1 protein-coding gene (only partly in view) is annotated in these 14,406 nt (G+C 71.2%); it reads right to left on the bottom strand.

The window, feature by feature from the left end; genetic code table 11:
- Position 1: 1 nt before the first annotated feature.
- Positions 2-14,406: the 3' portion of a hypothetical protein gene (locus ABZX02_RS25550; protein WP_355301343.1), read on the bottom strand. It continues 14,905 nt past the right edge of the window; the window shows 14,405 of its 29,310 coding nt (coding positions 14,906-29,310); the start codon falls outside the window, past its right edge; it ends in the stop codon at positions 2-4.

The raw sequence follows: 14,406 nt of genomic DNA, 5'->3' as shown, positions 1-14,406 counted from the left end.
GCTAATGCATCTGCGCGTCCAGCTGCACCCCTCCCGGCGGCTGGAACGGCCGGTAGGTGACCTGGTTGCCGTCGAGGACCAGCTCGACCTCGACGGTGTCGGGGAACGGCGGGCCGAGCGGCTGCAGCAGCACCGGCGCGTGGCCAGCCTGGTGGATCCGGACGTTGATGCCCTGCTGCGTGGCGATCAGGTGTCCGAGCAGGTCACGCGAGTTCTGCCAGCCGGTGTTCTCGGCCGTCTCGGTGTGCATCCGCCAGTTCTGGTTCTCCACCAACGCCCCGTAGAGGTGGCCCTGGTGCATCGGCCGGCCGACGGAGTAGTCCGCCACCGCCCTGGTCACCTTCTGGTGGGTGGCCGCCAGGCTCACGACGTCCCGGCGCAACGTCACCGGGTCGACCCCGCGGGCCTGACCGACGACGGCGTACAGGCCGTTGACGGTCACCGACGGCGCCGGCTGGCGGACCAGCACGTCCTCGTTGAGGAACCGCAGCTGCCGCTGCGCGGTGCTCACGTGGTCGGACGCCACCAGCCCGTGGGCCGCGACGACCTTCTGGTCCTTCTGGATGCCCGCCTGCAACTGCTCGAACGGCGCGGGCATCGGCGCGGACACCGCCGGGTTCATCCGGTTCTTCTGCGGCGCGCCGAGCTGCGTCTCCACCTTGCGCGGCGGGTTCCACTCGTGCCTGGTCTCCCCGTCGGCGGGAGGCAGGAACGGCTCGACGACCGAGTGCTCGCCGGTGGCGAGGCGCTCGCGTTCGTCGGCGAATTTCGTGCCCGCCTTGGCGGACTTGCCGTCGAGGAACCGCTCCGACACGTTCGGCAGCGCGGTGTGCGACTGCGGCAGCTTGCCGTCCTTGATCAGCCCGTAGGCGATCCGGGACAGGTCGGTGCCGGTGTCACCCGCCACGAAGTCGGTCGTGAAGGCCTGGCCGCGCACCGGGTGCCGGTTGTTCTGGACGTCCACTTTGGCGCGTTCGGTGGCGGCGGCCAGGTCGGAGTCGTCGGCCGGGGTGTGCAGCCGGGCGAGTTCCGCCGCGTAGAAGCGGTTGAGCGACTGGCCGAGCTGACCGAACTCCGCCTGCCCCTCGCCGAACCGCACCTTCGGCTCCACCAGCGGCACGAGGCCGTCGACGAACAGGTTCGGCTCCGGCGTGTACGGCAGCAGCGGGTGGATGCCCTGCTGCGTCCGGCGCGCGTGCATGTCCGCGTCGATCACCTGCGTGAACCGCTCGTGGAAGCCGAGCTCCGCGAGCTTGTCCCGCAGCACCTGCTTCTGCGCGTCGGAGGTCTTCGAGTCGCCGTCGATGCGGGCGAGGACGTCGGCGTGCAGCTGCTCCGGCGTCACCGCCACGCGGTAGCCGCCGCCGATCATCAACGGCCGCGACGGGTCACCGGCGTCGTCGCCGACCGTGCCGTCGGTCAGTCGCGTGACGTGGTCGAAGACGTGCGCGCCGTCGCGGGTCGTGCGGTCGCCCGCGTCGAAGTCCATGACCGCCACGTACGGGTGCGTCCCGGTGGCCGCCAGGGCGGTCACCGCGAATACGTGCGCGTCGCTGTCCAGCGTGGCGTTGCGCGTCTCGCCGAACTTGAAGCCCTTCGGCCCGTGCGGAACGCTGACCAGCGCGACCGGCTCAGCCCGGCCGCCGACCGACGGGGTCGCGGCCGCGATCGCGGCGTCGATCTCGTCCTGCGTCGCGGCGTTGACGCCGAGCACGAACGCCACGCGGCCGTCCACGTCGTGCGCGCCCGCCATGACGCCGTCGATCACGCTGTCGAGCTGGCCGAGCTCGCTCGCCCGCACGATCATGCTGACCACGAACGACGGCTTCTCGCCGGCGGCGATGCCGTCCTGCGTCCGCCGCAGGTAGTTCTCGGCCGTGATCTGCGTGAGCTCGTGGCCCCGAGCCAGGTTCTCGTACGCGACGTTGTGCACGCCGTGCTCGTTGAACGGCGACTCCACCGGGGCGTCCATGTCGACGTCCTGGTCGGGAGCACCGTCCTCGATGGACAGTTCGGCGAGGTCCTCGCGGGTCCTCTTGACGGCGTCCCCGGCCGGGTCGGACGGCAGGTGCTCGTTGCCCCGCTTCGGCATGTTCGGCGGCGGCAGCTCGGACCGCTCCGCCGGGTCGTGCCGCGGCGGGTTGTGCGTCTGCAACGCCGCCATCCGGCCGGCGACCAGCTCGAGGTGACGCGGCTTCAACCGGGCGTCCGCCTTGTCGATGCCCGCCGTCATGGGGGAGTCGTCGTTGACGACGCGCCCCTTGCCGTCCTGGTGCTGGAAGATCGGCTTCACGGCGCCGGTCTCCAGGTACTCGTCGCGCAGCCCGAGGAAGTGCCCGACCTCGTGCGCGAGGCGCCGCGAGTCGGTGTGCGCGGGCCAGGTGAGCTGGTTCGCGCGTCCCTCCGGGTCGTCGGTGACGTCGATCGTCGCGTGCGCGTCGGCCGGGTCGTCGGTGAACTCCACGGTGACGTGGAACTGCTCACCGCTCGGCAACCGGTAACCCTGGTTGTACAGCTCCTCGACGCCCGCGCGGGTGCGATCCTGGACGTCGGGGGTGCCGTTGTCCAGGTGCAGCCGGACGGTGAGGTCGCGGACCGGGACACCGTCGACGTCCAGCACGCGGCTGTCGTACGCGATCGGGCCGCGCCAGGCCCGCATGCTGATGCCGTGCGGGCCGACCTTCGTCGAGTCGAGCACGCCGCCGTCCTCACCGCGCACCCAGCTCGTGGCCGGGGTCGTGGCGCGGGCCTCGGCGATCGCCTGCGATGACACCGGGTCCCGCGGGTCGAACCAGTCCGCGCTGGACTCCGTGCTGTGCAACGGGTTCCGGACGTCGGACGCGGGGGCGTCGACCGGGGGAGCGGACGGCTCCGGGGCGACCGAGGTGTCGTCCTGCGGCGTGGCCGTCGTGTCGGCGACCTCCTCGGTGGTGATCACCTCGGGAGCGACCTCGACCGCGACCTCGTCGGGCGCGACCTCCTCGGTCACCTCCGGAGCGACCTCGACCTCGTCCGCCACCTCCGTCGCCGGAGCCTCGGCCTGGACGTCCACATCGGACGGAGCGACCTCCGGGTCGTCGGCGACCATGCCGTCACCCTGTAGGTGCGCCTTCAGCTCGGCGACGAACGCGGGCGTCACCTCGACGCGGAGCGCCCCGCCGAGCAGCTCGGCGTTGTCCGTGGCCGCCCGGGTGAACGCCTCGGGGCTCACGATCTCGTCGGACGGGATGATCCCCGCGTCGCCGAGCACCTTCTGCACCCACAGCGCCTGGCTGTACGAGTCGGTGCCGTACTGCCGGGTGCTGACGACGAGCTCGCTCAGCGGCGGCTTGCCGACCAGGTCCGCGAACGCCGCCTCCTGGGCGAAGTTCGTGCCCCGGTTGTAGCCCTTGTCGTGGTTGAAGACGTCGGCCGCGAGCTTCTCCGGGTTCGCGGTGTGCGACGGCGTGCTGCCGATCGTGTCCCACATCCGGTGCGCCCAGCCGTCGAACGCGGTCCGGCTCTCCGGCGTGCTCAGGTCACCGAACTGCGCGATCTGCGCGGTCTCGATGATCGGGCGGCCGAACTCCCGGCGGAACGCCCGCGCCACCTGCTCGGCGCCGTGCCGCTGGATCAGCGTGGCGACGTCGTCGGCCCTGCGGTCGAGCAGGACCGAGGCGCGCAGCAGGTCGAGACCCGCCTGCGCCTGCACGTACCGGCCGGAGTTCGCGCTCAGCGCCGTGCCCACCTGCTGGGCCAGCGGTGAGGCGTCGGCCATCGCCTCGGTGGTGAGCGCCTTGACGTGGCTCTCCACGACGAGGTCCGGGACGCTGGTCGGCGCCTGGTTCTCGGCGTCCGCGGCGGTGCCGGTGGTCGACGGCGCGTTCGGCGGCTGCGGTGCCTGGCGCGTCTCGGGGACCGAGACCATGCCCTGCTCCTGCAACTCCGCCCGGATCTCGCCGATCTTCGCGTCGGTGAGCGTCACGCCGAGCGCGTTCCCGAGGGCCACGCGGTGGGCACCGGCGGCCTGGGTGAACACGTCCGGGGTGACGACCTTGCCCGCCGGGATGATCTGCGCCTTCCCGAGGACCGTCTGCACCCACATCGACTGGTCGTCGAGGTCGGTGCCCCACGGCGGGGTGGTGGCGATCGCGTCGGTGAGCGCGGGCGGCGGCAGCATCGCGGTGAGCGCTGCCTCCTGGACCATGTTGAAGCCGCGGTTGTAGCCCTTGTCGTGGTTGAAGAGGTCCGCCAGCTTGTCGGGATCGGCCTGCAGCCCCTCGGACCCGCGGACCGTGTCCCACAGCTGGTGGGCCCACTCGTCGAACTTCGCGCGGCTGGCCGGGTCGGTCAGGTCGGCGAACTGCGCGAGCTGCGCGCCCTCGATGTAGGGCCGCTCGAACGCCTTGTTGAACGACGCCGCGACCTCGTCCACGCCGTGCTGCTGGATCAGCGCGGCGACCTCGTCGGTCCTGGTGTCGAGCACGACCGAGGCCTGCAGCAGCTGCAGACCGGCCTTGGACTGCACGAACCTGCCGGGGTCCGCCTTCAGCATCGCCTCGACCGACTTGGCGTGGCCGGAGGCGTTCGCCACGGCGTCCGCGGTGAGGGCTTCGAGCTGCACGTCGGCCTCGGTCCGGACGGCCGGCGTCGTCTCGTCCACAGTGGACGAGACCTCCGAGGTGGACGGCGGGGGCGGCGGCGCCGGACGCGTCCGGACCTCCGACTCCCCGCGCGAGGTCGAGGCGAACGCGGGTGCCGGTCGAGACCTGCTCGACTCGCCGTGCGCGCTCTTCCCGTTGGTCGACGTCTCGACGGGCGGCACGAAGGCCGGTGCCGGCGGCAGCGGCGGCGGGGGAGGCGGCTGGGGCGCGACGACGCGCGTCCCACCTCCCGAGTCGCCGTCCGTGTCGTCGCCGGACGTCGTCGTGGTCGTGGCCGGCGGGGTGTTGAAGTCGGCGATCCGCTGGTCGACGACCGCCTTCTTGTCCCACCACTTCTGCTGCAGGTCGTCGGCCGCGCGCCGGGCGTTGTCGAGCTCGACCTCGGCGGCCAGGACGAGAGCCTCCTGCGCCGCGCGGCCGGCGGCGAGGTCGTCGACGGCCTGGTCGTGCGCCGTCTTCGCGGCCAGGCGGTCGGCCTGGGCCTGCGAGACGACCTGCTGCTGCGCGTCGACCGCGTCCCGGCGGGCGGTGGCCTCCGTGCGGAGACCGCCGATCGCGGCGTTGGCGGCGTCCAGCTCGCGCTGGGCCTGCTGCATCGCGGCCTTCGTGCCCGCGACCTTCTCCTCCGCCTTCACCAGCGCGGCCTCGGCGTCGGCGTGCGCCTGCCGGGCCGTGTCGACCTGGCCCTGCACGCTCGCGTCGCCCGCGGCGAGCTGGCTCTCCAGCCGCTGCAGGGTCCGCGCCTTGGTCTCGACGTCGGACTTCGCGTCGTCCACCTCGAACTGCGCGGTCATCGCCAGCGCGCCGAACCCGCCGACCCGCGGCGACAGCTCGTTGATCGCGTCGAGCGTGCGCGCGGCCTCCAGGCGGGCGTTCTCGGCCCTGGTCTCGAGCTCCGGCAGCTTCGCCTGCTGGTCGAGGTGTGCCTGGATCGCGTCGTTGTACCTGATCTGGACCGGCGTGAACCCGAAGTCGTTCTTCGCGAGCGCCGCGGCCGTCGTGTTGATGACCTGCTGCGCGTCGTGACGACGGGCGTCGACCTCGACCTCGGCGGCGCGCCAGGCGTCCGCCGCGGCCTTGACCTCGGCCTGGGCCGCGGCGAGCTCCGGGCTGAGCGGACGGCCCAGCACGGTCTGCGCGTCCGCGACCGGCATGCGGACCGAGGCCGAGTTCGGCACGGACAGGTCGACGACGGCGGTCTTGCCGCCGATCGTCGCGACCACGCGGTACTCGACCCCGAACTGCACGAGGCCGGTGGTGGCCTTCGGCTTGAGGTTGTTGACCTTGTTGTCGGTCTGGCCGCCCGCGTTGGCCGTCGAGTCCTCGGCGGCGTGCCGCAGCTCGACGCCGCTCACCGCGACCGCGACGTTGTCACCGGGGTCGGTGTTCTGCTTGATGCCCGCGCCACCGGTCGCGAGACCCACCGCCAGGTCACCGGTCTCGGTGACCTTCGAGTCGGTGCTGGTTGCCGTGACCTGCGACTTCGGGTTCTCCAGCGCCACGCCGTCGCTGAGCGCGCCCAGGGTCGGGTCGACCAGCTTCGCGTAGACCTTGACGTCCGCGTCCTGCCCGAACGTCAGCGCGGCCTCGTGCAGGCCCGGCACCGTCAGCGGGCCGGACAGCATGTTCGGCAGGTGCGGCTGCAGGTTCTCCGGGCTGAGCGTGGACAGCAGGCTGTTGAGCGCGCCCGTGCCCTTGCCCGTCAGACCCTTGCCCGCACCGGCTTCCTTCAACGCGTCCAGCGCCGCCGTGCGCAGGTCCTGGGCGCCGCGCAGGTTCTCCACCGACGCACCCGGCGCCAGCGTGGAGGGGCTGCCCGCCGCCTGCCACGTGCTGATGGCGTCCGGCGTGCCCTGGGTGGCTCCGCGCGAGTGCTGCTGCGACGAGTACGGCGCGGCAGCCGGCCCGCTGACCTTCTGGTTGTCCGCGTGCAGGCGGACCACCATCTCCTGCGGCCCGCTCGGCTGGCGGGCGACGACCTTGTCGCCCTTCTCCACCACGAGCTCGAACTCGATCGGCACGGTGTAGCGCGCCGCCGGTCCGCTGCCCGCGCGGAAGTTCGCGAACTGGTCGGTCGTCGAGGTGCTGACCGAGCTGCTCTTGGACTGCCCGATGTTCGCCGCTGCGGCGACACCCGCGGTGCCCGAGACGTTCGGGTTCGCGCTGCCCGGCGCGGCGAGGCCGGGGGCCTTGAGCCCGAGACCCCAGCCGGTGCCGCGGCCCTGGCCGTCGGTCACCTTGTGGGAGCCCGCGATCGTCGACTCCATCTCGACGCCGTCGTTGACGACGTCCTCGAACCGCGGCGTGTCCGCCTTGGCGCGCAGGGTGACCTGGTAGCTGTCCTTGCCGAACGTGCCGGGCTGGTGCACCAGCAGCGGCACGCCGCCGTCCAGCGCGCTGTCGATCATCGCCTTCACGCTCGCGGGCGAGCTGAAGTCGACCAGGCGCTGCAGGTTGCTCATCGAGTCCTTGAGCACCGAGTCCGGCAGCAGCGGGTCGCCGAAGCGTTTCGCCGTCTTCCGGTTGACCTCCGCGGAGAGGTCCGCGACCACGGTCGACAGGTCCGGCACCGACTCCACTGTGGACAGACCGAGCGCGCTGGGCGCGTCCTTCGCCACCGTCGCGGGCGGCGCCATCTTCGGGAAGTCCGGCTTCGGGACGTTCGGCTGCACGTCGGGCAGCAGGCCCATGTCCCGGGCGACGTCCTCGGTCACCCGCACGAACACGGAGTTCGGCAGGTTGATCGTCGCGCCCTCGGCGTGCGGCTTGCCGCCGGACAGAAAGTTCCCCGCCCGGCTCTCGCCGACCACCGTGACGTCCGCGTCGAGCTGCACCAGCACGGTGCGGCCACCCGCGGGCGTCACGCGGTTGCGGTCGTGGCTGCCGCCGACCTCCTTGCCCGTCGACTTCGTGTCCGACCACGGCGTGACCTTGCCGGCCGCCGCGACGCCACCGGCACCGCTGGCGGGCGTGGGCTCACCGGCGGGCGGAGCCGGGTCGTTCGGCTTGATCGGGACGTTGACGCCGGCCGTGACGTCGACCGACCTCGTGGTCGACGACGACTGACCCGCCTTGTAACCACCGGTGCTGGCGTTCTCGGTCGCGGTGTTGTCCGAGATGGACACGATCCGCGGGTTGTTCAGCCCGAACTTCACACCGATCGCGCCGGTGCGGTCGGTGACGCGGCGGTCGTACTTCAGGCCGTGCTCGCCGATGCCGGTCTCGGTCAGCGTGCGCAGGTTCGCCTTGATGTTCTCCGGGGAGAACATCTTGTCGATCTGGGCCCGCGACGCGGTGCCGGGCACGGTCAGCGCCGAGTCACCGCCCGCCGCGCGGTTGAGCGCGTCGATCGCCTGGTCGCGCAGCGCCGTCGTGTTCGCGACGGCCTCCACGTGCAGGAAGTCCGGTGCCTTCTCCTTGGACTTCGTGCTGAGGAGCTCCTTGACCGTCGGCGTGTCCTTGAGCTTGCGGAACTCCGGCGTGCCCGGCTCGAAGCCCTTGCCGGGGTCGCTGTCCAAAGTGGAGCTGTCGGACACCCAGAGGTTGACCTCGCCCTTGATGGGCTCGAGCTTGCCGTCGCCGGTCTTCGCGACCGTCGTCTGCACCGGCGGGTGGTAGCCGGGAGCGCCGGGCACGACCCGCCGCACCCAGGCCCGCGGCCGGGTGAACGTGGTGATCTCGACCTCGAACTCCACGTCGCCGCGGAACACCTGGGCGTTCGGGCTGCCGACGTTGAGCGAGGTGCTGTTCACCGTCGGACCGGCGGTGGTCTTGTCGGTCCAGGCGTGGTTGTACTTGACGCCGACCTGCGGGGTCGGCGTCAGCTTCGCGACCGAGGTCTCGCCCGGGATGATGACCTTGCCCTCGACACCGCCGCTCCAGCCCTTCGTGGTGCTGGACGAGCTGTCGAGCTTCGGCCCCGTGGACGACGCGTCGCGGACGTTGCGCGCGTCGGCCTGCCCGAGGTGCTCGGGGTTGGTGACCTTGGCCTTCACCGTGATGTTGACGTAGGTGTTGGTGGTCTTGCTGCTGTTCTTCAGCTGCACCTGGACGCCGGGACCCATGAGGCTGTCCATGTTGGTCCGCAACGCCGCGGGGGAGAGCTGCGAGGTGATCTTGCGCTGGTTCGCGAGCTGCTCGGCGACGTCGGCGAAGCCCTTGCCCTTGCCGCTGCGCGGGTTCGCGCCGGCCTCGTTCCACTTCGGCAGGAACTTCTCCAGGCCCGGAACGGTCCGCAGCGCGTCCTCGACCTGGGTCTGGACCTCGGAGGCGACCTCGAACTCGCCGACCTTCGCGTTGCCCGCCGCGAGCGCGTCGCTCATGTACGGCGGCGGGAACTTGGTGCCCTTGTTCGACGCGTCGACGATCGAGTTCCGCGTGCCGTCCGGCGTGGGCAGGCCGATCTGGCCCGCCTCGGGCAGACCGACGCGCAGGTACGTCGTGACGGGGACCTTGACGCTGTCCCCGGCGGGCGTGCGGACCTCGACCTCGGCCGTCACCTTGTACAGACCGGTGTCGCCCTTGAGCTGGATGCCGCTCTTGTGCGCGGTGTTGGTGCCCGCGTTGGTGTTCTCCGCGGTGCGCGCGGAGTAGCCGGCGGTCACGCCGACCGCGCCGCCGACGGCGTTCGGCACCGCGACGTTGCCGCCGAACCCGGCCGTGACGTCGCCACCGGACTTGGTCGTCGACGACACACCGCTGCTCTGCGCCGACGACTCGTGCAGCCGGAGCTGGCCCGTGCCGAGCGTGCCGACGAGTTCGGCGGTCTTGAGCTTCGCCGTCATCTGCACCGCCGCGCCCTTGCTGGCGTGCGGGCTGATGAGGTCCGGCGACGTCACGTACGCGCCGCCGAGCATCGCGCCGAGGTTGTTGCGGATCTCGGTGCCGCTCAGGAAGTTCTGCAGCGCCTCGCGGCCGGGCGCGCCGACCTTGACGATCGACGGGTGCAGCTTGCGCGCCACCTCGTCGAACGCCCGGTGCGGGTTGTCGACCGTGACGGCCTCGGGAGCGGGGTGCTCGAGCTTGGTGCCCCACTTCGGGTCCGCCGGGGTGACCTTCGCGGAGGTGTTGCCCGAACCGGTGATCGCCGTCAGGTCGTTCGGGATCTGCAACGTGACGTCGGTGCCGGTGTCGACCGTGCCGACGGGCCGCAGCCCGCCCTTCGGGTCGGTCAGCGTGATGTCGTACGACACCTTGACCACGGCCTGCGTCGAGCCCTCGCCCGCGCGGATGATCCGCTGGTCGGTGAGCGACGTCGACAGGCTCTGCGACTGGGCCGGCGTGGCGAGCTGCGCCTTGCCGCCCAGCGAGCCGTACGGGCCCATCGCGACGCCGGCCGTGACCGAACCGCCGACGTCGTTGGCCGTGGCGACCGCGTGCGTGGCGGACGACGTGTTGCCCGACTGGGCGGTCGCGTCGACCTTCACGCCCGGCGCGTCCACCGGCGCGACGTCGGTCTGCGCCTGCATGGTGGCGCGGACGTTCGCCTCGTACCAGGTGTTGCCGATCTTGACCTGGAAGTTGCGGCCCTTGTCCAGGAACGACTCGAAGTCACCGGTGATCGCCTGCTGGATGCGGGCGGCGTCGGCGGGCTTGAGGTTCTCGATCGCGGCGGTGACGTTCTCGGCACCGCGCACGTTCGTCGGCGCGATGGTGCCCAGCGCCTTGTTGTCCTGGAAGAAGTCCGGCAGCGTCCGCGTGCCCGGCAGGACCGGGCCGACGCCCTGCGGCGCGAGCGTGGTCAGCGGGATGACCGGGTTCGGCGTGGGCGGTGCCGGACGGGTCTGCGCGTCGGACTCGGGTTCCGTCCACGACGGGGTGTCCCGCGGGGACGGCGGCGCGGGCCGCGAGTCGTCGTCGACGTCCATCGCGTCCGGGTCGTGCGGCGCGAAGGTCGACTTGTTGTTGTCGTTCGGCTCGGCCTTCAGGTGCAGCGGGTCCGCGTCCGACTCGCCGGTGAACGGCTGCAGCGTCGTCGGCGCATCGCCGGGGCGGTGGATGACCACCGGCCGGTCGAGCTGGGTGGCGAGCAGGTGACCGGCGAGGTCCTCCGCCGCCCGCGCCTTGACCTTCTCGTCCGCCTTCCAGTCGGCCTGGGCCTGGTCGAACCTGGCCTGCTCCTGCTGGGTCAGGTTCTCGCCGGGCGTCTCGGTGTGGTCGACCCGGACGTCGGACTGCGGAGTCGGCTGGGGGGAGGTGGGTTCGACGAACGCGTTGACCAGGTGGCCGGTCTCCAGGCCGTGCCGCTGCCGGTACTGGGCGATCTTCGTGGTGACCTCGGCCGACGCGGCCGAGCCCTCCTCGATCGTCTGGCGCCGCAGCTCGGCGGACGTCCGGACGTCGCCGTCCGAGGCGAGCGCGCGCTGCGCCGCGTCGAACAGGCCGTTCGGGCGCGGATCCACCGCGTACGGCAGGACGTTGTGCTGCAACGAGCCGAACGTGCGGGTGACGTTGCTGTTGTTGTCCGACAGCGCCAGGCCGACCATCGCGGCCATCTTCTGCTGCTTGGTCGTGGCGTCGATCGGCGGCAGGGCGGCTTCCTTGGCCGCCTTCTCCGCCTTCTTGAGCGCCGCCTGGGCCTTCTTGTCGAGTGTGGGGTCGACGGGCGCCTTGGCCCTGCCCTTGCCCTTCTTGTCGGTCGAGGTGGACGCCTCGCCGTCGGCCTTGGGCTGCTTGGGAGGCAGGCCCGAGTCGATGCCCGCGTGGCCGATGTCCCACTTCATGTCGGTGGAGACGGCCTGGTTGAGGGTGTTCTTGTCCTGCCAGCCGAGCTTGCGCGCGTCCGCGTCGGTCGGCCGCCAGCCGCCGGTCGTGGACTGGAGCTTCTTCCGGCCCGTCTCCGGGTTGTCGACGTAGGTGTGGTGCTTGACCTGGCCGGGCTCGCGCTGGGCGTGCGGCTTGCCCTGGAACTCCTTGCGGATCGTCGCGGGCGAGGTGCCTTCCTTGGCCGCCTTCGCCTCGACGGCGGTGTCACCGCCGAAGAACCGGTTCGGGATGTTGGAGACGTCGACGTGCGACTGCTGCCACCAGGTGCCCTGCGACTTCGCGAAGCTGAGGGCGAGGCGGGACAGGTCGGTGCCGACCGCGCCGGCGACGAAGTCGGTCGAGAAGTTCTCGCCGCGCAGCGGGTTGCCGTTGTTCGCGGCGTCGATCGCGGCACCGGACTTGATGTCCTCGATGCGCGTGCCCGCGTCCTCCTGCACCAGGGACTTCGCGGCGTGGATGTCGAAGATCTCACCGGCCGCGAACTCGTTCATCGACTTGCCGAGCCCGTTGAACTCCGAGTCGTCCTTGCTGAACTTCACGGACGGGTCGACCAGCGGGACCACCGCGTCGACGAACAGGTTCGGCTCGGGGGAGTACGGCAGCAGCGGGTGCACCTCGGCCAGCCGGACCCGCGCGTCCATGTCGTCGCGCATGGCCTGCTCGAAGTTCGCGACGAAGTCGGGGTTCTCCAGCTCGGCCTTCGCCGTCTCGAGGTCGGCGCGCCCGTTGTCGATGTCCTTCTGCCGCTTGTCCAGCGACTTCTTCTTGTCGTCGTACTTCTTCTCGTCGAGCTTGTCCTTGCCCGCCTCGAGCTTCGCGCGGTCGCCGTTCAGCTTCTTCTGGTCGGCCGCGAGCTGTTTCGTCTCCTTGTCGATCCGCGTCTGGACGTCCGGGATGAGGGCGGTGGTGTCGCCGACCCGGTACCCGCCCGCGTACATCAGCGGGCGGATCGGACCGATCTCCGGGTCCTGCATGGACTCGGTGAAGTGGGTGAAGACGTCCTTCTGGTTGCCCGTCACCAGGCGCGAGCCGGTGTCGAAGTCCTGGATCGAGAGGTACGGGTGCGTGCCCTTGCCCAGCATGGCGCCGACGGCGAACTTGTTGGCGTTGCTGTTCATGGTGTCGTTGCGCATGTCCCCGTACGGGAACTTCGCCGACGCGGCCGACGGCGCGTGCGGCAGCTTCACCAGCGCGATCGGCTCGGCACGGCCGGAGATCGCGACGTTGGCGTCCGCGAGCGCCATGTCGAGCGCGGCGTCGTCGGCCTTCTTGCCGTTGACGCCGATCACGAACACCATGTTCTGCTTCAGGTCGCCCGCGTCCCTGGTGATGGACTCGATGACCTTGTCGATGCCGTTGACCGGGTCGTTCAGCTGGCCGTGCCCGACGATCATGTTGACCACGAACGACGGCTGCTTGTTGTCCTTGATGCTCTGGTAGAGGTGCCGGACGTGCTCCTCGCGGGTGGGGATCCGCACGGCGTCGTTCGCGAGCTGCGCGAACGCCTGGTTGTACTGGAAGTCGACCTCGCCGAGCGACAGGGAGTCGAACCGGGAGGCCAGGGCCTCGACGTCGGCGTCGGGGACCGGGCTCGTGTCCCGTACCTTCTTGCCGGCGGACGGTCCGGTCTGCTCGGCGTCGCTGTCGTTGTCGAAGTCCCGCTCGGTGCGCTTGTTGGTCGCCACCGGCCGCGTGTCGCCGTCGACCGGAGCGGGGCCCGAACCCCGTGCCGGAGTGGTGGCGGGGCCAGGGGTGTCGAGCCTGGTGTCGGGCACCATGACCTGGCTGTTGGCGGTGCGTTCGACGAGCCACAGGTGCCGCGGCCGCAGGCCGGGCTCCTTGCCGTGGACGTCGGCGCCCATCATGCCGCCGTCGTTCTGGTGCACGCCCGAGTTGGTGGCGTGCTGCTGGAAGACGCGGCTCGTGTCCTTGTACTCGTCCGGGATGCCCAGGTAGTGCAGCGTCTCGTGGGCGAGGACCTCGGGGCTCGTGGTCGCGTTCCAGTGCGTCTGGTCGACGTTGGGGTTCTTCGGGTCGACCTTGATGCTGGTGTGCGCGTCGGCCTTGTTGTCGACGAACTCCAGGTTGAGGTGGAACTGGTCCCCGCTCGGGAGCCGGTAACCCTGGTTCAGCAACGAGTTCACGCCCTGTGCGGCGTTCGCCTTGACCTCGGCGACGACCTCCGGGTGGACCTTCGCGGCGGGGTCGAGGTGCACCTTGACGGTGTACTCCTGCACGAAGTTGCCCGGCGAGGTCTCGATGCGGCGCAGGTCGTAGTTGATGAGTCCCTTGTAGGACTTCAGGTTCGTCGGCGTGCTGTCCGTGCGGATGTCGTGCACGACCACGTCGACGGTCCGGACGTGCGCGCCGGCCCTGCGGTCGGCCCACGTGCTCGGGTCGGTGGGCTTGTTCGGCGCGAACCAGTCCGCGGTCTTCGCGGGGTCGTGCCGCCACGACTCGTCGGTGAGGACGTCCTTGCCCTGGTGCGACTCCGGCGTCGGCGGCGTCATCTTGGGCGGCGCGCCACCGGCGCGGACGTTCTTCTGCTGCGCGTCGGTGGTCGAGGGAGCGGGACGCGACGAGCTCGGCTCGGCCCCGCTCCTGCTCGACTCCGCCACCGTGGAGTCCTGCGGCGGCAGGGACGGCAGCGGCTTCTGGTTCGCGTCCGGCGTGGTGTTCGTGGCCGCCGACGTGTCGTTCGTCGTCCCGTCGGTCCCGTTGTCCTTGGGCGGCACGGGCGGCGGCGGGTTGTTGAACGAGTCGATCTCGCCGTCGACCTTGGCCTTGGCGTCCCACCACTTCTGCTGCTTGCCGTCCGCCTCGCGGCGGGCGTCGTCGAGCTTCGTCTCCGCGTCCTTGATCGCCTTCTCGGCGGCGGACTGCTCGTCGACGAGCTGCTGCCGCGCGTTCTCGGCGGAGGTGCGGGCGGCGTCGGCCTCGGCGGCGATGTTCTGCTGCGCCTGGAGCTCGGCGCGGGCGTCCGCGGCGGCCTGGCGCT

Origin of the sequence: Lentzea sp. NPDC003310, assembly GCF_040610935.1 — a bacterium.
Taxonomy (GTDB): domain Bacteria; phylum Actinomycetota; class Actinomycetes; order Mycobacteriales; family Pseudonocardiaceae; genus Lentzea.
This window is presented reverse-complemented; position numbering and strand designations above follow the sequence as displayed.